We start from the raw sequence: 21,954 nt of genomic DNA on the forward strand, positions 1-21,954 counted from the left end.
CCCACTCAGGTTAACAAGCCCTTAACAAGCCCGGCAAGAATTGCTTGGCGACGAACGGCCACCCAACCACGGAAATTGCAAAACCCTTCAAAATCAACACCCTACATAACGAACAGCGATCTGGCACGGTTCTGGCATTTATCCCTGTGAAGGTCGCGCCATGGGGATGGAGCGGCATCAATCGGGGAAATTGACCATGCGCCTGATCCGAACCATAACCGCCGTCACGCTGAGCCTGGCGCTCATCCTGTCGTCCATGACGTCCTTGCAGGCCGCGCCTGCCCGTATCAAGGACATTGTGGACATGGAAGGCGTCCGCGAGAACCAACTCGTGGGCTATGGTCTTGTGGTTGGCCTCAACGGCACCGGCGACAGCCTCAACAATTCACCCTTCACCAAGCAGTCGCTGCAATCCATGCTCGAGCGGCTCGGCGTGAATACCCAGGGCGAAAACGTCCGCACGGCAAATGTTGCCGCCGTCATGGTCACCGCCAATCTGCCGCCCTTCTCGACCCAGGGCTCGCGCATGGATGTGTCGGTCGCAGCCCTGGGCGACGCCGACAGCCTGCAGGGCGGCACGCTGCTGGTAACGCCGTTGCTGGGCGCCGATGGCGAAGTCTATGCCATCGCCCAGGGTCCGGTGCTGATCAATGGTTTCAGCGCTCAGGGCGATGCAGCCAGCGTCATCTCGGGCGTTCCGACCACGGGCCGGATTTCCTCCGGCGCCCTGATCGAACGCGAGATCGACTTCCATCTCGGCTCGCAGCACTCCCTGCGCCTGGCCCTGCGCAATCCCGACCTGACCACCGCACGTCGCATCGCTCTGGCGGTCAACGACTTCATCGGCGCGCCCACGGCCGTGCCGGAAGATCCGGCCACAGTGCGCCTCACCCTGCCCCGCAATTTCAACGGCAACATTGTCGACCTGCTCACCGATATCGAGCAGTTGATCGTCCAGACGGACCAGACCGCCAAGATTGTCATCGACGAAAATTCCGGCATCATCGTCATGGGTAAGGATGTGCGCGTGTCCAGCGTGGCCGTAGCCCAGTCCAACCTCACTGTCACGATTGCCGAAAACCCCGAAGTGGTGCAGCCCAATCCGCTGACCCTCGGGCAAACTGCGGTCGAACCCAACACCAATCTCAACGTCAACCAGTCCGACACCGCCCTGCAGGTGGTCAACGAGTCGGTGACGCTGCAGCAGCTTGTTGACGGGCTCAACGCGCTCGGCATCTCGCCGCGCGATCTGATCGCCATTCTCCAGGCCATCAAAGCCACCGGCGCGCTGCAGGCCGAAATCGAGGTGCTGTGATGAATACGATCAGCGAAACCGGCGCCACCATCACCCCGGCCCAGATGCAGCGCATGCGCGCCCAGGCGGAGGAACTCGAAGGCGTCTTTCTCAACATGCTGACCAAGGAAATGTTCGCCACCGTCAAAAGCGATGAGAATTTCGGCGGCGGCGGCTTCGGCGAGGAAACCTGGCGCTCCATGCAGGCCGAACAGCTTGCCAATTCCATCGCCAGCAGCGGCGGCGTCGGCATCGCCGACGATCTGATGAGCCAGATGATCGCCTCGCAGGAAGCGGCCAATGCCAGCCGCGCTGCCAATAGCTACAACAATATCCCCAGTGCCGGAGTGTACGGAAAATGACCGCAGCCGCCCGCCTTGCCGCCCTTGACGCCCTGCCGGCCGAAGAGCTGTGCAATCACGCCGAACAAGCCCTTGCGGCCCTGGTCGACGTGATGAATCAGGAAACCACCCTGCTGCGCGCCGGGCATCTTCGTCAGGCCGGGCAGTTGACGCCGGACAAGACGCGCCTGGCGCAGGACTATGTCGGCTTTGCCCGCTCCATCCAACGCCAGGCCGCGCGCCTCACCGTCGAAGCCCCCCAATCCATGGAGCGGCTCCGCGCCGGCCACGAAAGTCTCGCCACGCAGATGGCGGAAAATCTGAGGGTTCTTGCCACCGCCAAGACCGTCACCGAAGACGTACTGACAGACGTGGCGCGCATGGTTGGCCAGCAGAACCGCGCCCGGGCTTACGGCACAGCCGGCACGGTCACCGCAGACCCCAATGCATCAGCCAAGGGCATCGCGATCAATCGCGCCCTATAACAGGTGTCATTTGACTAAAATGCGCAACGCGATGGTTACGTGAGAGCAAGGCCTGCGCCTTAGTGTTTCCGCGAATAGGTGTATTCGAGGGACAAGGTTATGGTTGCGAACCTCGCCGTCGAGCCCGTCTCTCCGGGCTCTGCTAATGTAGGCGAATATCGCTATCGCCCGGCCATGGGCGAGCGCACATTGCTGCAGGACAGCACCCAGAAGTCACCAACCAGCGCCAAGCCGGGTGACAGGGAAGGTAAGCTGCCGCTCCAGCGTGACCAGCAGAGGCAGGAGCGTGCGGCAGAACCGGAGCGGGATCGGACAGCCGATTTCGCCGCCGCCGTCATTGCCGGGGCCCTGCCCCCGACCCCGAAATCGATGGAAGAGTTGATCCGCCGCATCGGCACAGCCGAAATCCCGCACGAGTCACAGGCGCGGCTTCGGGATCTGCTCGCCTAAGTTAACGCTTTCCTATCTCCAACCCACCATCGAAAGACACAAGAGCCTCGGATTCCGGGGCTTTTCTACGTCCAGATCGATAAACTCCAGACCACTACTTGCCCAAATTTTCGGCATCGGCTTAACGCTTCTTTATAGCCTGCCAGATGAGGATCAGCCTGCCTCAGGAGAGGCGTCTTAGTTTGCGTAATCCTAGAAAAGGACCCGCCAAAATGGCCGATATCTCTCTCTCCAAAGCCGTTCGCTCGAACCTGTACTCACTCAAGGGTACTGCCGACATGATGTCCGAGACGCAGAACCGTCTCGCCACCGGCAACAAGGTCAACTCGGCTCTGGATAACCCGTCAAACTGGTTCACTGCCAAGGGCCTGACCAACCGCGCAAGCGACCTGGGTGGCCTGCTGGACTCCATGGCCAACGGCATCAAGACCCTTGAAGCCGCTGACAATGGTCTCTCGGCCATGACCAAGACCCTCGAATCGATGCAGTCGACCCTGCGTCAGGCACGTCAGGACAAGTCCTTCCAGACTGCTTCCTACACCCTGCCGGCTTCGGGCCTCACCAACACCTCGACCCTGTCCTTCGATGCAGGCGCGGTGGGCGATACCGCAGTCAGCATCAACCTGACCTCGCAGACCAACACCGCAACGGCTGTTTCAACAGCTTCAACGGCAACCGGCCTGACCGGCGCCTCGACCCTGGCATCGCTGGGTATGGCGGACGGTGAAACCATCACTGTCAGTGACGGCTCCGAGACCCACACCTACACCATCACCACGGCAGCTACCGAAGATCTCGACGACCTGATCGCGGGCATCAACGGCGAAGCCAACCTCGACGTGACTGCAGCCATCAATGCCGATGGTCAGTTTGAGTTGACCGCCGACAACAACGAAGTTGGCATCACCGTTGGTGGCACTGGCTCGATCGCTGGTCTGGCGACCCAGGCCGCTCCAGCTGCCGTCTACGTTGCCAAGACCCTCGATGAGCTGGTCTCGGAGATCAACTCCAACACTGATCTCGATGGCAAGATCCGTGCGTCGAACGACAACGGCAAGCTGCGCATCGAGAACCAGTCCACGCAGGAACTCAATGTCGACGGCGTTACCTCCGCTGGCGTCATCGACGGCTCCACCTCCGACGTCTCGACCATCGATGGCAACTCGGTCCGCGCTGGCCTGGCCGATCAGTTCAACGAACTGCGCGACCAGCTCGACAAGCTCGCAGATGATGCCTCCTTCAACGGTATCAACCTGCTGCGCGGCGACAAGCTGGCTATCACCTTCAACGAAACTGGCACGTCGTCCATCGACATCCAGACCGAGAACGGTGACACCATCAACTCGGCAAATCTGGGTGTCTCGACCACGCTTCAGGAATCGGATCTCGACAGCGATACCAACATCGACTCCGAGCTGGGCAAGCTGAAGGCCGCTCTGAACGAAGTTCGCTCGCAGGCTTCGACCTTCGGTTCGAACCTCTCCATCGTTGAGAACCGCCAGACCTTCACCGAATCCATGATCAACACCCTGGAAGACGGTGCTGGCGACCTGACCCTGGCCGACATGAACACGGAAGCTGCGAACCTGCTGGCTCTGCAGACCCGTCAGTCTCTGTCGCAGAACTCGCTCTCGCTGGCGAGCCAGGCCGATCAGTCGATCCTGCAGCTCATCCGTTAATCGGTTCAGCTACAGCACAAATCACGAAGGGCGGGTCGCAAGACCCGCCCTTTTTGCGTCTCGCCCGCAAAACCTCGAAAAATTATGGTTTATAAGCCGTCAACTCGCATGGTTAACGACCCTTTAAGAAAAGGCGGTTAACACTTTGGGCAAGGGGCCAAGCTGGCCTGAGGCAAGGATTGCATTAGATGGCGGATATCTCACTTTCGAAGGCCGTTCGGGCCAACCTACTCTCCCTCAAGGGTACAGCCGACATGATGGCGACGACGCAGAATCGTCTCGCCACCGGCAACAAGGTCAATTCGGCCCTGGATAACCCGTCAAACTGGTTCACCGCCAAGGGCCTGACCAATCGCGCCAGCGATCTGGGCGCCTTGATCGATTCGATGGCCAATGGCATCCAGACCCTGGAAGCCGCGGACAATGGTCTCTCGGCCATGACCAAGACCCTCGAATCGATGCAGTCCACGCTCCGCCAGGCGCGCCAGGACAAGTCGTTCCAGACTGCCTCCTACACCCTGCCGGCTTCGGGCCTCACCAACACCTCGACCCTGTCCTTTGACGCAGGCGCGGTGGGCGACACGCCAGTCAGCATCAACCTGACCTCGCAGACCAACACCGCAACGGCTGTTTCGACCGCTTCGACGGCAACCGGTCTGACCGGCGCCACGACTTTGGACACTCTGGGCTTGGCCGACGGTGAAACCATCACTGTCAGCGACGGCACCGAGACCCACACCTACACCATCACCACTGCGGCTACCGAAGATCTCGACGACCTGATCGCGGGCATCAACGGTGAAACCGACCTCGATGTGACCGCATCCATCAATGCCGACGGTCAGTTCGTTCTGACCGCCGACAACAACGAAGTTGGCATCACCGTCGGTGGCACTGGCTCGATTGCTGGTCTGGCGACCCAGGCCGCTCCTGCGGCCATCTACGTTGCCAAGACACTTGATGAGCTGGTTTCGGAGATCAACTCCAACACTAGTCTCGATGGCAAGATCCGTGCGTCCAACGACAACGGCAAGCTGCGCCTGGAGAATCAGTCCACGCAGAAGCTCAATGTCGACGGCGTTACCTCCGCTGGCGTGATCGACGGTTCCACCGCCGACGTCTCGACCATCGCTGGCAACTCGGTCCGCGCCGGACTCACCGGCCAGTTCAACGAACTGCGCGATCAGCTCGACAAGCTCTCGGACGATGCCTCCTTCAACGGTATCAACCTGCTGCGCGGCGACAAGCTGACCATCACCTTCAACGAGACCGGCACATCGGCGATCGACATTCAGACCAAAGAAGGCGAGACTATCAACGCCTTCAACCTGGGCGTGCCGACCCAACTTGAGGAAGAAAAGCTCGACAGTGACGTCACCATCGATGGACTGTTGACCGATGTTAAGGCCGCCCTGGACGAAGTCCGTTCGCAGGCCTCGACCTTCGGCTCGAACCTCTCGATCGTGCAGAACCGCAAGTCGTTCACCGAGGCGATGATCAACACGCTCGAAACCGGCGCCGGCAACCTCACCCTGGCAGACATGAACACTGAAGCGGCAAACCTGCTGGCACTCCAGACCCGGCAGCAGCTATCTCAGAACTCGCTGTCGCTGGCCAGCCAGGCCGATCAGTCGATCCTGCAGCTTCTGCAGTAAATCGCTTACCAAGCGCACTTTAAGAAGGCGGGCCCCAAGCCCGCCTTCGTTGTTTTTGCCGCAATCTGGGGCTAGACAGTTCAAGTATCCCCCGAGTCTGCGGAGATTGGTCTCATGGCCCTGAAGGTCGAACTGAAGCCTGGCGAGAAATTGCTGGTGGGCAATTGCATCATCACCAATTCAGACCAGCGCACGCGCCTGTTTATCAATGGCAATGCACCCATCCTCCGCGAGAAGGATATCCTGACAGCCGAAACGGCCAATACACCAGCCAAGCGCATCTATCTGGCGGTGCAGCTGATGTATATCGAGGAAAATTCCGAGCGGGCGACCGAATCCTACAACGAGATGTCCAGAGACTTTGTGGCGGCAGTGCCCAGTTCTCTACCGATAATCGACCAAATCAATAACGAGATATTAACCGGGTCTCTTTACAAAGCTCTCAAGGCCTCTCAACGGCTTATTGAATACGAACAGGACCTGCTCAAACATGCATCAGCACGGCGCCCAGGCGTACCAACAGACGGCGAAAGTCGTTGAAAATCCCCGCCAGCGTGAATCAGCTCTGCTTATGAAGGCAGCAGCAGGCCTGCAGAAGGTCAAGGATGAATGGGACATCTCGACCACCGAGGAACTCCGCTCAGCTCTGACCTTTAATCGCAAGCTCTGGACCATCTTCATGTCGGCCGTCACTCAGGATGACAGCCCCCTGCCCCAGGAAATTCGCCAGAACATCGCAAATCTGGGCATGTTCGTAATGAACCAGACCCGCGAAATCCTCTATGAGGGCGTTCCCCAGGCCGAGCAGCTCACCGTGCTCGTGCAACTCAACCGACAGATTGCGGCGGGCCTGCGCGGCATGTAAGCCGCTGGACCGTTCACCAAAGAAAAGCCCCGCAGCGATGCGGGGCTTTTCGTTTGTCGGTAGATGGCAGGAGTAGAGAGGGGCCAAGCCCGTCTCCTGACTACAGATAGTTCACCAGGCTCAACTTGCTGACCATCGAGGTCATCTGGTAGCTCGCCGTGAGGCGTGTCTGCAGCGCGAGGATCTCCATCGCCACATCCTCCTTGCTGACCGTCTCAACGTCGCTCAGCAGGTTCTCTAGCTGCGCGGTGTAATTGGTGTGTCGCTCGCCGGCGGCTTGCAAGGCGGCGCGGGCCACACCCAATTCCATGGTGATGAGTTCGATCGAACCGCGCTCTGAATTGCGCCCCTCGGACAATTCAAGCTGCTGCCGGCGCGCCATGGCATCGAACCGCGCTTTTGAAGGGTTCAAATCCACCGAATTGGGGTCCGCCGCATTAGTGATCTCTGGATAGGTCTCAACCGTCATCGCCGCCATCGAGCGGATCATGCGCAGATAGCCGCTTTCATTGGCCTGCATGCCATAGGCGACGCGTCCAGAATCCTCGACAGCCGCCGTGACCGACTGGCGCGGATTGCCCTCCGCAGCTGTGGCTGCTTCGGACACCGAGCGGATCATCGCCTTTTCAAAGTTCTCGGCCGAGGCCGCTTCATCCGCGCCAATGGTGAACTGTCCCGGCCCGGCGCGCCCGGTTACCGCTGTCAACGTCACCTCACGCGTCTTGCCGCTCGGCTCGGTCAGTGTCACCGTGACGCTGTCGCCCGCCGTCAAGGCAACCGCATCGTCGAAGACGACCGACATCGAGGCAGGGTCGCCCGGCGTGTGGGTCGCCGTCAGTGCACCTGCATTGGTGACATTGGATGTCACGGCCGAAATCTGGAAGCCATGCGCCGAAGACACTGGGATGTTTTCGGTCAGTGCCACGGTTTCGGCGGCGCGCGCCGCGGTCAGCCGGCCCATACCGATGGCCGAGACCGCCGCAGTCTCGCCGCTATACCACATCACCGTATCATTCTTGGTGGCCACGCGCAGGCCGGTCGAGGTGTACGGATCCGCCCCCTCGACCCGCAGCACCGGCTCACCTGCTGCATTGAAGAAGTTCTGCCCCGCCGCATATGTGGAAGCGGCCTTCAGTTCGCCCTCCGCAGTCTTTTTCAGCGCCGCCTTGAGCGCATTGTCGAAATTGGTGGCCGTGGTGATGGTCGCCGTCGTCGGGTCGTCCCCGATGACAAACTCACCCGTGGCGCCCGATGCATTGGCCGCGCTCACGGCCTTGAGGGTGATCTGCGTCTCGGTGCCATCGGGCAAGGTGAACCCCAGGGTTACACTATCCCCTTCTGACACCGTCCCAGGATCGCCCGGAAAGGTGAAGTCGACATCTGCAGGCGAGGCCGCGAAGTCCGAGACGATGCCGATATTGGCGCCAATGGCAGACACGGTTGACAGCTTGTAGCCGAACGGGTGGTTTCCATCCTCGGCCAGTGACACTGTCACCGGGTCGGTTTGCAGAGCAGGCACGGCGGGGGTAATCGTCGTCCCGAGCCGTCCCAGTCCCGCAGACCCAAGATCGGCCATTTGCCGCTCGGTAACGACGGTCTTGTAGCCGGCTCGTCCACCCGCGCCTTCGAGCAGCTCGGTTGTGGTGGGCAAGGGTGCCTTGTCGGTCGTTGAGCCGCCGAACAGATAGCGCCCTGCTATGTCGGAATTGAGCAGCGTGACCATTTCGTCCAGCCGCGCCTTGGACAGGCCCGAAATGGTGGCCATATTGATGTTGTTCGAGCCGTATTGACCCTGCTTTGCCGAGTTGCGAGCTTCGCCCTCAATGGCGTCAAGCCGCGTCAGCGCATTGTCATAAAAGCTCATGCGCAGATCGACCTGCTCGATGCTGGCATTGTAGCCGGCCATCGTGGTGAGACGCGAGCGCACAGAGAGCGAGACAGGCAGGTCCCGACCCATTTCCGAAAGCGTTTGTGCCTTGACGCCGGTGCCAAGCTGCATCTGCAACTGCGCGAACTTGTCCTGCATCTTGGAGATGATGGAAAAGCCCGTAGTGAGCGGATACATGGACTTGTTGACGATCATGTCAGGCTACTCCCTCAGGTCGAGGCAAACAGGGTATCGAGCAGTTCCTTGACCACCGAAACCACGCGGGCATTGGCGGCATAGGCACTCTGCAGTTCAGTCAGGCGCGCCATCTCCTCGTCGAGATTGACGCCATATTCGCTCTCCATCTGGGTGGTGATGGTATCGAGCGTAAGCTGGCGGTTACTCTGCGCGCTGAGCGCCGAGCCAATCGTGGTGCCCTGATAGTTCAGCACCTGCTCGATCAACTGCTCCACCGTGCCGTTGAGCTGATGTCGCCCGGCATTGGCTGCCGGGGTGCTGCCGGAAACAAAGCTCATCGAACCGAGCTGATTGAGAATGTATTCGGGCCGAGAGGCGTCGCCCAACGTCTGGTCGATATCGAATTGCACCAGCAGGCGATTGTCTGAAATCACCGCCGGATTGACCGAAATGCGCGAGGCAAAACCGACGATCTGCGGCGGATCGGTATCGAGATTGTCGGTAAAGGCCGAATTGCCCTGGTCCACGAACAGCGCCATGGCCAGTTCGCCCTGTTGCGTCCCGGTGGCCGTGCCCCGCGTGGTCAGGGCAGTTACGTCCCGCACGCCGCCCGCACCATCGTCCAGAACCCGCAACATGCCTGCGCCAGGGTTGGTAATCGCCAGTCCAGGCAGTTCAGTCTGCAGCGCTGCCGCCACGGCGGTCGCGTTGGGAGGATCGCCAAAATCCACCGAGATCACGCGCTGACCGCTGGCGTCGACAAAGTCCTCGCCATTGGTGCTGTTGATGATGCGAACGCGCTGCTCGGCTCCATTGACGGTGTAGTTGAGCAGAATGTCGTTGCCGGGCTTGAGGTGCGAGATGTCGGCCGAAAGACCGGCTGCGCCGGCGCCATCATCGGCAGCCGTGCCCGGGGTGGTGATCGTGGAAAAGATCGCAGCCATCCCCGCCGCAATTTCGTCGAGCTGGTTCTGAGCCTCGACAAGGATCTTGTCCCGGAGGTTGACCAGGCCGGCCAGTTCACCGCCCTGCAACACACCCTGCTGCACCAGATCGATGGTCAGGCCTGACGGCGTGGTCAGCGTCAGTTTGCCGACCTTGCTCTGCGAGGTGACCACATTGGTCTGCGAGGTCGCCGACAGCGCCCCGGCGGTGGTGAATTTGAAGGTCGAAAAGCCATTGTCGAGTAGGCCGACACCGGAGCGCGTCATCAACGCCACCGTACCATCGGCGCGATATTCGGCCTGCACGTCAATGACTTCCGCCACCGACGCGACCAGCCGGTCGCGCTGGTCATAAAGCTGAGCGCGCGCGGTATCGGTCATGCCCAGGTCAAGCATGCGGTTGTTCACCTCATCGAGCGAGATGAGCATGGCATTGACCTCGGACACGTCGTTGGAGATGCGTGTCTCGGTCTCCTGCCTGAGCTGCTGGATGGAGTTGGACAGTGAGTTGAGCTGCCGCGCCATGGCCTGCGCTTCGGCCACCACACTGGCGCGGGTCGAATAGTCGTCAGGGCTGGTCGCCAGCGCCTGCAGCGAATTCCGGAACGAGCCGAACATGGTATCGAGCGACCCGGCATCGCCCGGCTTGCCCAGATAGCCTTGCAGCTTGCTCAGATAATTGCCGGTGACGTTGGACATGGACGTGTCCGACACCTGGCGATTGTAATAGGTCTGCAAGCTTTGGTTAAAGGCGCGATCGACACCGGCCGTGCGGGCATAGGTGCTGTTGATCGACGAATAGTCGATGATGTTCAGCGACTGCCGATGGTACCCGGGGGTTCCGGAATTGGCGATGTTGCGGCTCAGGATCGAGATTGAATCCTGGCTGGTCCGCAGACCCGAAACGGCATTTGAAAGCGAAGAAACCAGACCCATGCAAGCGGCCCTCAAACTGGACTGCGGCCCGGGACACCCTGCCCCGGACCCTTATTCAATTTCCGCCCTAGCGGATCATATTCAGGGCTTCCTGCAGCATCTCGTCGGCAGTCGAGACGATGCGTGTACCGGCCGAATAAGCCTGCTGGGTGATGATCAGCTTGGTGAACTCGTCGGAAATGTCGGTATTGGACGCTTCAAGCGCCCCACCGATGACGCCGGAACCGGACAGGTCGAAAATCGGTTCGCCCGATTCCGAGGTTGCCGCGTAGACGCCACCATCCAGACGCTTGAGCGAATTGACGCCATTGAACTGGGCCGTCACCACCTGCGCCATTTCGATGCGCTCGCCATTGGAATAGGTAGCGACCACGCGGCCGGAGTCGGTGATGGCCACCGAGAGAAATTCACCCGCGCCATAACCGTTCTGATTAAGCGTGGAGACAGTCACCGTGCCGTTGACGTCGGCGAACTGGGAGACGCCATTGGTCTCGTGCTGCAACACCACATCGCCGATCAGCACGCCATTTACGCGCAGATTGCTGATGGTGGCCTGCGGCACGCTGGTGGCCAGCGAACCATTGCTGTTGAACTCGTATTCCTGGCCAATATTGGTCCAGGCCGTTGACCCACCGACAGCCTTGCTGTCGGAAAGGTAGAACATGTTCCACTTGTCCGCTCCACCCGAGGCGGCGCTATCCACTTTGGCCCAGCGCACCTGAACGTTAACCGGCGCACCATTGCTGGCATAGACAGTGATGGCACCACCGGAGATCGAGTTGGCCACGAAGTCATCGGCATCATCTGCCGTGATGGTGTTGACCGTACCCAGAGTCGGCGCCGAGGACGCCTGGGGCTCCGTCAGTCCGAGTGTGGTCGCAAGGGCCGGTGTTGTGCCGCTGATCGAGAAGGACGCATGATAGTCGGTTCCCAGCGAGGCAGCGAACTGATTGCTACCATTGAGACCCACCGTTGCCGATGCCGCTGCGCCGCCACCGAAGTCGCGCAGCCCCGCCTGCATCTCGTCGAGCACATTCTGGACAGTCTTGGGTGCATCGAGATTGATCGCCACGCCTCCGCCAGTGGGCGGCGTCGCACCGGTGTAATAGCGGAACCGCACCGGCGCGCCGTTGACGGTCACCGTCATTTCCTGCCCATCGGCAAACACGGTTGTGGCGAGGTTTGCACCAGCGCCGGCACCCAGATCGGCCGTACCATTGGCAGCCGCGGTCGTGGCCGTGGCACCAAAATTCTCCGCGCCCAGCAGCTCGCTATTGTACACGGTCGAATTGTAGTTCGCTGTTTTGGGAAGCTGCGGCAGGTTGGACTGGTAGTTGATCGTGGTCGTCACATTGGCCGGCAGAAAGGCGTTCGAGAGCTCGATCACCTCGGGCACCGAACCCGATATGTTTCCGGTCGCCGGATCGATGGGCAGACCCTTGAGATAATAGCCGGCGCCATTGACCAGCAGACCATCCTTGTCGATTTCGAAGTCACCGCGACGGGTAAAATAGTTCGAGCCGGCGAACACCGAATTGCCGTCCGACTGCCCGACCTTGGGCTCCACAACAAAGAAACCGCCGGAGTTCAGTGCGATATAAGTCTCGTTTGAACTGGTCTGGATGTCGCCCTGGATATTGTTGGTGGCACGCGACTGGGCCAGCACCGCGCCCGGCACCTGCGAACGCAGCGGCGCGTCGGGAATGAGGTCGACAAAACTCGTCTCCATCCGCTTGTAGCCAGTGGTCTGCGAATTGGCGATGTTGCCCGAAATGTTCTCCAGCGCATGCGACTGTGCCCGCAGGCCGGTCACTGCACTGGAAAGAGCCCCATAGATACCCATCTGTAACTCCGTAATCCCCGTTGCGCCGCACGGCGCGCTCGCAAGCATTCAATGCAAGGCCGGTGCCAACTGGGTCAGCCCTTGAATTTGCTGGCTTTTCTGGGAATTCGCGACCAGATCATGGCGGCAGAGCGGCAAATGAGTCCGGGCCCACGGCAGATTTTGCCGGTTGCTTGAGATCGCCGCCGGCTTGCGTTAAACGCAAGCCATGCAGTTTGGCCGCTTCCGGCCATCGGAGCGTCTGACTATGCTGTTTTCCAGCGTTGATGAGTTCGTCAAGGCCCCGCGGCGCGCGGTCACCGTGTTCGGCATGGCCGGTGTGGGCAAGACGCGTCTATCCAATATGCTGCGCGCCAATCACTGGTTCCACTACTCTGCCGACTATCGCATCGGCACGCGCTATATGGGCGAGTTCATCATCGACAATTTCAAGCGCGAAGCCATGAAGGTGCCCTTCCTGGCGCAACTCCTGCGCACGGATTCGATCTACATCTCGTCGAATATCACCTTCAATAATCTCGACCCGCTCTCGACCTATCTGGGCACCCCTGGCAATGTTGATCAGGGTGGATTGCCGCTGGACGAATATCAACGCCGCCAGGAACAGCACCGCGTCGCTGAGGTGGCAGCGCTGTGCGACGTCCCCTATTTCATCGACCGCGCCAAGGACCTTTACGGCTATGACGATTTCATCGCCGATACCGGCGGCTCGCTGATCGAGGTCGTTGACCCCAGCGATCCTGAAGACCCGGTGATCAAGACCCTTGCGGCCCATACCGCGCTGGTCTTTATCCGCGGCACCGGCAAGGACGCCAGCGAGCTGGTCAAGCGCTTCAAGAAATCACCCAAGCCGATGTATTATCCCCCCGAATTTCTCGTCGAGAAATGGGCGGAGTACAAGCTGATCAACGGCATACTGAACGATGAAGATGTCGACCCGGCCGGTTTCGGCGCCTGGGGTTTCGAAGCTCTGCTGCATGACCGCCTGCCCCGCTATGAAGCGCTGGCCAGCAATTTCGGCTATGTCGTGGACGCCTCCGATCTCGCCACGGCGCGCGATGGCGATGAATTTGTCGATCTGATTGCCGCCGCAATCGAGAAGCGAATGCGCTAGCGCGCGACTCCTCCGGGAAGTCGTGCGCCAGTCTGAATCGTTTTCTCATTGCAACTCGCCAAGAGGCTGACATGCCTATCAGAATCCCCGACGACCTACCGGCTCGCAAGACGCTTGAAGAAGAGGGCGTCAACGTTATGGATTCCAGCCGCGCCGCGCGGCAGGACATCCGCCCGCTCGAATTCGGCCTGCTCAATCTGATGCCCAACAAGGAGCGGACCGAAACCCAGTTCGCCCGGCTGATCGGCGCCACACCGCTGCAGATCAATCTGAGCCTGGTGCGGGTGACCGACCACCAATCAAAGAACACTCCGGAAGACTATCTCAATTCCTTCTATCAGACCTGGGAGGAGGTGAAGGAGCGCAAGTTCGACGGCTTCATCGTCACCGGCGCCCCCATCGCCAACATGCCCTTCGAGGACGTGCGCTATTGGCCTGAAATGCTCGAAATCATGGAATGGACCCGCACGAATGTGCACCACACCATGTTCATTTGCTGGGGCGCCCAGGCCGCCCTGCACCATTTCCATGGCGCGCGGCGCTACCGCATGGACAAGAAAGCGTTCGGTGTGTTTCGTCACAAGGTGACCGGTCCGCGTTCGCCTTTCCTGCGCGGCATGTCAGACAGCCCGATGATCCCGGTCTCGCGCTATAATGATATCGACCGCGACAGCTTGGGGGATGGCCTCGAGGTACTGATCGACAACGATCAGATCGGCCTTTGCATGCTCGGTGACCGCAATGAGCGGGCTGTCTATTTCCTGAACCACCTGGAGTATGACAACCGCTCGCTGGCCGATGAATATGAGCGCGACATCGCCGCCGGTCTCGACACGCCGCCTCCGGCGAATCTCTTCCCTAATGGCGATACCAGCGCGGTTCCCGAGAATCGCTGGCGCAGTCACGCCCATCTCCTGTTCCAGAACTGGATCAACGAGATCTACCAGACGACGCCATTCGATCTGGAAGAGATCGGGTAGTAGGCAAAGAAGGGGGCCGTCCAGGCGGCCCCCTCGCGCTTTACTTTTGAGCAATCAGACAGCGATTTTGCCGCCGCCCTGCTTTGTCACCACGACCACAGCTGGACGCACGGGCATGTCGTCCTGGAAATCGGGCCAACGCGTCGCTGGATCCTCGTAATAGGAGGGGCGCCCGTGGCCGTCCCAATCCTCGCCGCCATCGCCGGGATGCTGAATGGCCAGGAACAGCGACTCGCCGTTCTCGGTAAAGACCGGACCACACATCTCCGCACCGACTGGCACGCGGTAGAACAGACGCGACGTGCCACGGGCAGCGCCCTCCGTATCCACGGCCCACAGGCCGTCGGCACGCCCCGTGTCGGTAGGATTATTGCCGTCGGTGGAGACCCAGAGACGACCGTCGGAATCGACGGCAGCGTTATCTGGCATGCCGAACCAGCCGTTTTCCGTGGTGTCGGTGGTGAAGGTGGCACCGACTTCGGCAATCGAGGGGTCACCGCACTTGAGCAGGATTTCCCAGGTGCCCGATGTGGCGGCGAAGTCGCCATCAGCCTCAGCGATCTCGATGATATGGCCGAAGACATTGTCCGGACGGGGGTTCGCGACGTTGACGTCTTCCTCCGTGCGACGGGAATTGTTCGTCAGCATCACATAGACCTTGCCATTGGTGGCGTTGGGCTGAATGTCTTCCGGACGGTCCATCTTGGTTGCACCGAGCAGGTCGGCCGCGCGCCGGGTCTCGATGACAATGTCGGCCTGGCTCGCAAAGCCGTTTTCTGCCGTCAGCGGACCTTCGCCATGCACCAGCGGCATCCATTCCATTGAACCGTCTTCGTCGAAACGCGCCACGTAGAGCGTACCCTCATCGAGCAGGTCCATGTTCGCGGCACGATCATCGGCGTCATAGGTACCGGCGGTGACGAACTTGTAGACATAGTCGAAGCGTTCGTCGTCGCCCGAGTAGAGCACGACCTGGCCATTCGGTGCGACGATGGATTCAGCACCTTCATGCTTGAAGCGACCCATTGCGGTGCGTTTCTTGGGAACCGAAGTGGGATCCATCGGATCGACCTCGACGATGTAGCCGAAGCGGTTCATTTCGTTCGGCTCCTTGGAGACGTCGAAACGATCGTGGAAATTGTGCCACTGGTACCAGCCGCCGGGTGCACCAAGGCGGGCATAATTTTCGCTTTCGGCATGATCGGCGGGGAGTTCGCCGGAGAAATAGCCGTGGAAGTTCTCCTCAGCCATCAGGTAAGTGCCCCAGGGAGTCACGCCGCCAGCACAATTGTTCAATGTGCCCTGGGCCTTGGTTCCGGTCTCATCAGCACTGGTCTTGAGGCGATCATGCCCCGCTGCGGGACCGGTGATCAGGGTTTCGGTGGTGCCGGTAATGCGGCGGTTATACTTGCTGTCGGCAACCCGGCGCCATTCGCCGTCGACCTTTTCGATCTCGATGATCGAACCGCCATGCGCGGCGATCTCGATATTGACCTGCTCTTCGCTAAGGTCCCCCTGCTCCAGTTCGCCGTCGACGATTTGGACCAGACCAGGGAACATCAGATGGGGGTTGGTGTACTCGTGATTGACGACAAGCAGACCATGCTCATCCGAACCATCAAGGGGGATGTAGCCAACATAGTCGTTGTTGTAACCGAACTGACCAGCCTGGGCTTCGGCGGTCTGGTTGTTTGGATCGAATTCCGGAGCGTCATTGGTGACCGGATCGCCCCAGCGCATCAGCACCTTCACATCGTAGCCTTCGGCAACATGATGATCGGCATCAACACCGGCGGTTACTTCCGGGAACGAAAAGGCTGAGCCGCCTTCCTGGGCTTCTGCGCGCAGCGCGCTTAGCAGCGCGGCAGGGCCCACGGTGGCGGCAATGGCCGAAACGGCCAGCGAGCCCTGCAGAAACCCGCGACGCGAGAACCGCGCGGCAATAACCTCGCCCATTGTGCGGTTGGTGGAATGGTTGGTCGGGTCAAACTCGGCAGATTCCAGACCCTGGGTGGGAAAAGTCGGTTTCTCGTTCATCTTTGCTCCTCACAGCAAAAAGCGGGCCCTCTTCGGGCCGGGGCACGGTCCGATCCTTAGGCCAGCCGATTGACGGATCGAATACATCTCCAAGACAGTTGGATGACACCTTGAGGGTCCTTGCATTCGCCGCGTCAGCCCCTACCTTGCCAGAACACGGAGCCACGATCTTTGCCGCAGCCGCCGACCACCATCACCGACGAACTGGGCATTGCCCTGTCCAATCTGGCGGATTCCGCGACCGGAGTGCTGACGCCCACATTGCGACTGGGAGTCACCGGCCTTAGCCGGGCCGGCAAAACCATTTTCATCACGGCACTTGTGCACAATCTGCTCACGCAAGGGCGCTTGCCCGGCTTCGGGCCGCTGGCCGATGGTCGCTTCATCGGCGCGCGGCTGGCTGAATACCCCGATGCGACCATTCCCCGCTTCGCCTATGAGCAGCATCTTGCTGCGCTCTCGGCCAATCCCCCGATCTGGCCGGAGAGCACCCGCCGCATTTCCCAGCTTCGCCTGGTGCTCAAATTCCAGTCGGCGAAATGGTGGGGCGGCATGACCGGACCGGCCACGCTCAACCTCGATATCGTGGACTACCCCGGTGAGTGGCTGCTCGACCTGCCCCTGCTCGGCCTCGGCTTTGCCGAATGGAGCACTGAGGCCCTCGAGCGAGCCCGCCAGCCGGGCCACGCGGACGAGGCCGCAGAATTTCTCGCCGCTCTGGACCAGACCGACATTTCCAAAGACGCGAATGACCCGGACGCCGAGCGTCTGGCTAGCACCTTCACCACCTATCTCCGGCGCAGTCGCGAACACGGTGCGCTCTCGACCCTGCCGCCGGGGCGTTTTCTACTGCCGGGCGATCTCGAAGGCTCACCAGCGCTAACTTTTGCGCCCTTGCCGCCACTGGCAGGCAAGCGCACCGGCAGTCTCCATGCGATGCTGGAAAACCGCTACGAAGCCTATAAGGCCCAGGTGGTGCGCCCCTTCTTTCGCGACCACTTCGCCCGGCTCGACCGGCAGGTGGTGCTGGTCGACACCTTGCGCGCGCTCAATACCGGCCCGGCCGCCGTCAATGATCTGGAGACAGCACTGACATCGGTATTGTCCTGTTTCCGCCAGGGAGATGCCAATCCGCTGCTGCGCCCCTTCTCGCGCCGTATCGACCGCATCCTGTTTGCCGCCACCAAGGCCGACCACGTGCATCACACCAGCCACGACCGGCTGGAAGCCATCCTCAATCGCCTGGTTGCCAATGCCCGCAAGCGGGCGATTTTTGCCGGGGCAGAGACAAAGTCCATCGCCATGGCCGGCATCCGCGCCACCAGCGAGGGCACCATTCGCGAGGGGGCAGACACCTTGCCCACGCTCGTCGGCACCCCGATTGATGGCGAAGTTCTCGATGGCGCCACCTATGACGGCAAAACCGAAATCGCCTTGTTTCCCGGTGACTTGCCGGCGCGGCCGGATTCACTTTTTGAGAATGGCAGCCCCGTCGCTCTCAATTTCTTGCGCTTCACGCCACCGCAGAAGCTGGAGCGCAACGCCTCTGGCGATGTCGTGCTGCCCCATATTCGCCTTGACCGGGCGCTCGACTATCTCATCGGAGACTGGATGGCATGAAGCGACCCGTGGCCCATACCGTCACCAAGAACGAGACGTCTGCTGAACGCACCCGTGCGCCCCGCGCCTTCACACCCGACCGCGCCGAGATCGTTGAAGTCGCCTTCACGCCTGAGGCGCAGCCCGATCTCATCGCGCCAGCCCCCCGCCGCATGGGCTGGCGGGGCCGATTGGCCTGGACCACGGGAGGTATCCTGATATCCGCCGGACTTGGTCTGGCCGCCGACCGGCTGATCCGCGACCTCTTCGCGCGACACGAATGGCTCGGCTGGGCAGGCCTCGGCATCCTCGGCGCCTTCCTCGTGGCGGTTATTGCCCTGATCATCCGAGAAATGGCTGCCCTGCGGCGTCTGTCCGTCCTCGACGCGGTTCGTGCTGAAGCTGCCCGCGCCCATGCCGACAACGACCGCAAGCGCGCTGGCTCGGTGCTCGACCACCTCAACGGCGTCTATTCTGCCCGGCCCGATCTGGCTCGTGCCCGCAAAAGTCTCAACGATCAGACCGGCGATCTCTTTGATGGAGCAGAAGTCATCGCCCTGGCCGAACGCAGCCTGATGACGCCACTCGATGCCCGTTCGCGCGCGCTCGTCGCCGCCTCGGCCCGCCGCGTCGCGCTGGTCACTGCCGTCTCGCCACGCGCGCTTATCGATGTTGCCTTTGTCATCTATGAAAGCATCCGCCTCGCCGGCGCCATTGCCGCGCTTTATGGCGCACGCCCTGGCCTGTTCGGCTTCTGGCGGCTGGCAGGCGCGGTATTGACCCATCTCGCCGTCACAGGCGGCCTCGTCCTCACCGATGGCGTGGTCGAACAACTGGTCGGCCAGGGCCTCGCCGCCAAGCTTTCTGCGAGACTGGGCGAAGGCGTGGTCAACGGGCTGATGACGGTACGCGTCGGCATTGCCGCCATGCGCGTCGTTCGGCCCCTGCCCTTCGAAACACTCTCCCAGCCTACAGTGCGTGACTTCATCCCCGAACTGGTCAAAGTCACAACCGATGCGGGCAAACCAGCGGCTTGACGCGCTCGAGTTAAATCAATATATCATGATATATGGATACGAATGAAGCAATAGAGGCATTCGGCGCTCTCTCTCACCCGGGGCGCATTGCCATCTTCAGATTGCTGGTGGCTGCAGGACCCGAAGGGCTCGCTGCTGGACGCATCGGTGAGCAACTGGGCCAGAAGCAGAACACGACCTCGGTCAATTTGTCGGTGCTGGAGCGCTCCGGCCTCGTAAGCAGTCAGCGCGACGGTCGACAGGTGATCTATTGGGCCAATTTTGAGGCTGTCGGCGGGCTGGTTGCCTTCCTGCTTGAAGATTGCTGTGGTAGCCGCAGCGAGGCATGCGCGCCAGTAGCAGAGATCCTGGCCCGACCTTCCATTCCCCAGACCGAACCCGTGTGTTGAATGTCCCACTCTGACGAAACCATGCCTGCCCTTGCGGCAGACCAATTCATGCTGCCCGAAGCCGGTCGCCTGCTGACGCCGAAACTGTCAACGCATAAGCCACGCATCCTGATGCTCTACGGCTCCCTGCGCGAGCGATCCTATAGCCGCTTCGCGACGCTGGAGGCTGCCCGCATTCTGGAGGCCCTTGGAGCCGAAGTGCGTATCTTCCATGCCAACGGCCTGCCCCTGCCCGATGACGCGACCGCCGAACACCCCAAGGTGCAGGAATTGCGCGCCCTGTCGCTTTGGTCTGAAGGACAGGTCTGGTGCTCCCCCGAGCGCCATGGTGCAATGACCGGCGTGATGAAGTCCCAGATTGACTGGCTTCCGCTCAACTCCGGCTCAATCCGGCCGACCCAGGGGCGCACGCTGGCCGTTATGCAGGTCAGCGGCGGGTCGCAGAGCTTCAATGCCGTCAATCAACTGCGGCAACTGGGCCGCTGGATGCGGATGATCACCATCCCCAACCAGTCCTCAGTCCCCAAGGCTTTCCAGCAGTTTGATGCCGAAGGGCGGATGCTGCCCTCGTCCTTCTATGACCGCATCGTCGATGTGATGGAGGAGCTGATGAAGTTCACCCTGCTCACCCGCGATCGTGCCGACTATCTGGTCGACCGCTATTCCGAGCGCGTTGAAAGTGCAGCAGCCCTCAACAAGCGCGTCAACCTGAGCGCAGCAACCTAGTCCTTCGCCGCGCTCGGCGCCAAGGTGAGCTTCAATCCGTCCAGTTCATCCGAACACAGGATCTGGCAGCTGAGGCGCGAGTTCGGCTTCACGTCGCCCACGCTGTCGAGCATGTCTTCTTCTTCCTCGCTCGGCGCGCCAACGGCGTCGAGCCAGTCACCGTCGACATAGCAATGACAGGTTGCGCAGCTCAGGGCCCCGCCGCATTCAGCCTTGATGTTGAGACCCCAGTCGCGAATGACTTCCATCACGCGCCAGCCCTCGAGCCCTTCGAGCTCGTGCACGTCGCCTGCCTGGTCGGTAACATTGATCTTCATGGGGCGCTCCTCAACAGCGGGGCGTCCATACCCCTCAAAAGGCCCCGCCGCAAGAGCGAGGCCGCTGGGCAATACGGCTTAGGCCACGCCCAGCTTCTTCTGCAACTTGGTTGAGCTGGTGGTGTACTGGAACACCACGCGCTCGCCAGGCGAGACAATGGCCTTGGCCGCCTGGGCCATCAATGCCGCTTCGTGGAAGCCGGAAAGGATCAGCTTGAGCTTGCCAGGGTAGTAGTTGATGTCGCCAATGGCGAAGATGCCGGGCACCGAGGTCTCGAACTTCTCGGTATCGACCACGATGGTGTTGTCGTTCAGCTCAAGGCCCCAATCGGCCACCGGACCAAGCTTCATTGTCAGGCCGAAAAACGGCAGCAACCGCGTTGCCGGGATCGACAGATCGCCCGCTGCGGTAGTCAGGTGAACATGGTTGATCATGCCATCCTCACCGTCGAGCTTGGCAATCTGTCCAAGCTGAAAATTCACCTTCCCGTCGGCCACCAGTTCGCGCATCTTGTTGACTGAAGCCGGTGCCGCCTTGAAGGCATCGCGGCGGTGTACCAGGGTCAGCGTGCGCACGATCGGTGCCAGGTTCAAGGTCCAGTCCAGCGCGGAGTCACCACCACCGACAATCACCACGTCCTGGTCGCGGAAATCTTCCATGCGACGCACCGCATAGAACACCGACTTGTTCTCGAATTCCTCAATCCCCGGCACCGGCGGACGCTTCGGCTGGAACGAGCCGCCACCGGCCGCGATTACGACGACTTTGGTGAAGAAGGTCTCGTCGGCATCCGTCGTGAGTTTGAACGAACCGTCTTCCAGCTTCTCGATGGAATTGACCATGCGCGAGAAATGGAATTCCGGCGAAAACGGCGCGATCTGCGCCATCAGATTGTCGGTCAACTCCTGCCCGGTCACCACCGGGAATGCCGGAATGTCATAGATCGGCTTTTCGGGATAGAGCTCTGCGCACTGCCCGCCGGGCCGGTCCAGAATGTCGATGAAGTGGCATTTGATGTCGAGCAGCCCGAGTTCGAAGGCCGCAAACAGCCCACATGGGCCCGCGCCAATGACAACAACATCGGTGGTAATTTCAGTGCTCATGCTTATCTCAAGTCCATTCAGACCGGTGCTGCGGCGCAACTCCGGAATTTAGGTCCCATCGGGGCGCATTGCCCCGCATTGCTCTCATGGGAAC

The 21,954-nt window shown here is 60.8% G+C and carries 20 protein-coding genes; 14 read left to right on the plus strand and 6 right to left on the minus strand.

What is annotated here, in order from left to right; all coding sequences use genetic code 11:
* The first annotated feature begins 256 nt into the window (after nucleotides 1-256).
* The 8 genes from GGR20_RS05580 to flaF all read left to right on the plus strand — a co-directional run bounded on the left by GGR20_RS05580 (nucleotide 257) and on the right by flaF (nucleotide 6,769).
* Nucleotides 257-1,315: a flagellar basal body P-ring protein FlgI gene (locus GGR20_RS05580; protein ID WP_246349471.1), complete on the plus strand. Its 1,059-nt coding sequence runs from the start codon at nucleotides 257-259 to the stop codon at nucleotides 1,313-1,315.
* Nucleotides 1,315-1,656, plus strand: coding sequence for a rod-binding protein (locus GGR20_RS05585; protein WP_183310258.1), 342 nt, complete (start codon nucleotides 1,315-1,317; stop codon nucleotides 1,654-1,656). The genes GGR20_RS05580 and GGR20_RS05585 overlap by 1 nt, the downstream gene beginning before the upstream one ends.
* Nucleotides 1,653-2,120, plus strand: a complete 468-nt coding sequence (locus GGR20_RS05590; RefSeq protein WP_183310259.1) for a flagellar protein FlgN — start codon at nucleotides 1,653-1,655, stop codon at nucleotides 2,118-2,120. Before GGR20_RS05585 ends, GGR20_RS05590 begins: the two co-directional genes overlap by 4 nt.
* Before the next feature lie 99 nt (nucleotides 2,121-2,219).
* Nucleotides 2,220-2,570, plus strand: coding sequence for a hypothetical protein (locus tag GGR20_RS05595; RefSeq protein WP_183310260.1), 351 nt, complete (start codon nucleotides 2,220-2,222; stop codon nucleotides 2,568-2,570).
* A gap of 212 nt (nucleotides 2,571-2,782) precedes the next feature.
* The gene (locus tag GGR20_RS05600) at nucleotides 2,783-4,249 is read left to right on the plus strand and encodes a flagellin N-terminal helical domain-containing protein (RefSeq protein ID WP_183310261.1); all 1,467 of its coding nucleotides are present in this window, start codon (nucleotides 2,783-2,785) and stop codon (nucleotides 4,247-4,249) included.
* A gap of 188 nt (nucleotides 4,250-4,437) precedes the next feature.
* Nucleotides 4,438-5,904 (plus strand): flagellin N-terminal helical domain-containing protein, encoded by a 1,467-nt coding sequence (locus GGR20_RS05605; RefSeq protein ID WP_183310262.1) that lies wholly within the window; start codon nucleotides 4,438-4,440, stop codon nucleotides 5,902-5,904.
* A 114-nt stretch (nucleotides 5,905-6,018) separates the two neighbouring features.
* Nucleotides 6,019-6,444: a flagellar biosynthesis repressor FlbT gene (gene flbT, locus GGR20_RS05610; protein WP_183310263.1), complete on the plus strand. Its 426-nt coding sequence runs from the start codon at nucleotides 6,019-6,021 to the stop codon at nucleotides 6,442-6,444.
* Nucleotides 6,395-6,769: a flagellar biosynthesis regulator FlaF gene (gene flaF, locus GGR20_RS05615; RefSeq protein ID WP_183310264.1), complete on the plus strand. Its 375-nt coding sequence runs from the start codon at nucleotides 6,395-6,397 to the stop codon at nucleotides 6,767-6,769. The genes flbT and flaF overlap by 50 nt, the downstream gene beginning before the upstream one ends.
* Nucleotides 6,770-6,869: 100 nt before the next feature.
* On the opposite strand, the gene GGR20_RS05620 is transcribed toward flaF, so the two are convergent.
* The 3 genes from GGR20_RS05620 to GGR20_RS05630 all read right to left on the minus strand — a co-directional run bounded on the left by GGR20_RS05620 (nucleotide 6,870) and on the right by GGR20_RS05630 (nucleotide 12,557).
* Nucleotides 6,870-8,852: a hypothetical protein gene (locus GGR20_RS05620; RefSeq protein WP_183310265.1), complete on the minus strand. Its 1,983-nt coding sequence runs from the start codon at nucleotides 8,850-8,852 to the stop codon at nucleotides 6,870-6,872.
* A gap of 14 nt (nucleotides 8,853-8,866) precedes the next feature.
* Nucleotides 8,867-10,714 carry a flagellar hook-associated protein FlgK gene (gene flgK, locus GGR20_RS05625; protein ID WP_183310266.1) on the minus strand — a complete coding sequence of 616 codons (1,848 nt, stop codon included), beginning with the start codon at nucleotides 10,712-10,714 and terminating at the stop codon, nucleotides 8,867-8,869.
* Nucleotides 10,715-10,781: 67 nt separating this feature from the next.
* Complete coding sequence (locus tag GGR20_RS05630; RefSeq protein WP_183310267.1) at nucleotides 10,782-12,557, minus strand: flagellar hook protein FlgE; 1,776 nt, start codon at nucleotides 12,555-12,557, stop codon at nucleotides 10,782-10,784.
* 247 nt (nucleotides 12,558-12,804) lie between these two features.
* Between GGR20_RS05630 and GGR20_RS05635 the strand changes: the two genes are divergently transcribed.
* Together GGR20_RS05635 and GGR20_RS05640 are read left to right on the plus strand one after the other, a co-directional pair.
* A complete protein-coding gene (locus tag GGR20_RS05635; RefSeq protein ID WP_183310268.1) occupies nucleotides 12,805-13,671 on the plus strand; it encodes an ATPase in 867 nt (288 codons plus the stop codon).
* Between the two features lie 71 nt (nucleotides 13,672-13,742).
* On the plus strand, nucleotides 13,743-14,651 hold the full coding sequence (locus GGR20_RS05640) for a homoserine O-succinyltransferase (RefSeq protein WP_183310269.1): 909 nt from the start codon (nucleotides 13,743-13,745) through the stop codon (nucleotides 14,649-14,651).
* Nucleotides 14,652-14,705: 54 nt separating this feature from the next.
* On the opposite strand, the gene GGR20_RS05645 is transcribed toward GGR20_RS05640, so the two are convergent.
* On the minus strand, nucleotides 14,706-16,688 hold the full coding sequence (locus GGR20_RS05645; protein WP_183310270.1) for a PhoX family protein: 1,983 nt from the start codon (nucleotides 16,686-16,688) through the stop codon (nucleotides 14,706-14,708).
* Nucleotides 16,689-16,859: 171 nt separating this feature from the next.
* Between GGR20_RS05645 and GGR20_RS05650 the strand changes: the two genes are divergently transcribed.
* From GGR20_RS05650 to arsH, 4 genes are read left to right on the plus strand one after another with little or no spacing between them, the layout of a single operon-like run.
* Nucleotides 16,860-18,308, plus strand: a complete 1,449-nt coding sequence (locus GGR20_RS05650) for a YcjX family GTP-binding protein (RefSeq protein ID WP_183310271.1) — start codon at nucleotides 16,860-16,862, stop codon at nucleotides 18,306-18,308.
* Complete coding sequence (locus tag GGR20_RS05655) at nucleotides 18,305-19,324, plus strand: YcjF family protein (RefSeq protein ID WP_183310272.1); 1,020 nt, start codon at nucleotides 18,305-18,307, stop codon at nucleotides 19,322-19,324. The genes GGR20_RS05650 and GGR20_RS05655 overlap by 4 nt, the downstream gene beginning before the upstream one ends.
* Before the next feature lie 32 nt (nucleotides 19,325-19,356).
* Nucleotides 19,357-19,713: an ArsR/SmtB family transcription factor gene (locus GGR20_RS05660; protein ID WP_183310273.1), complete on the plus strand. Its 357-nt coding sequence runs from the start codon at nucleotides 19,357-19,359 to the stop codon at nucleotides 19,711-19,713.
* Between the two features lie 21 nt (nucleotides 19,714-19,734).
* On the plus strand, nucleotides 19,735-20,439 hold the full coding sequence (gene arsH / locus GGR20_RS05665) for an arsenical resistance protein ArsH (protein WP_476699184.1): 705 nt from the start codon (nucleotides 19,735-19,737) through the stop codon (nucleotides 20,437-20,439).
* On the opposite strand, the gene GGR20_RS05670 is transcribed toward arsH, so the two are convergent.
* Complete coding sequence (locus GGR20_RS05670; RefSeq protein ID WP_183310275.1) at nucleotides 20,436-20,756, minus strand: 2Fe-2S iron-sulfur cluster-binding protein; 321 nt, start codon at nucleotides 20,754-20,756, stop codon at nucleotides 20,436-20,438. The genes arsH and GGR20_RS05670 overlap by 4 nt on opposite strands.
* A 78-nt stretch (nucleotides 20,757-20,834) precedes the next feature.
* On the minus strand, nucleotides 20,835-21,860 hold the full coding sequence (locus tag GGR20_RS05675; RefSeq protein WP_183310276.1) for an NAD(P)/FAD-dependent oxidoreductase: 1,026 nt from the start codon (nucleotides 21,858-21,860) through the stop codon (nucleotides 20,835-20,837).
* Nucleotides 21,861-21,954 lie beyond the last annotated feature (94 nt).

This window comes from Devosia subaequoris, assembly GCF_014197055.1.
Classification (GTDB): domain Bacteria; phylum Pseudomonadota; class Alphaproteobacteria; order Rhizobiales; family Devosiaceae; genus Devosia; species Devosia subaequoris.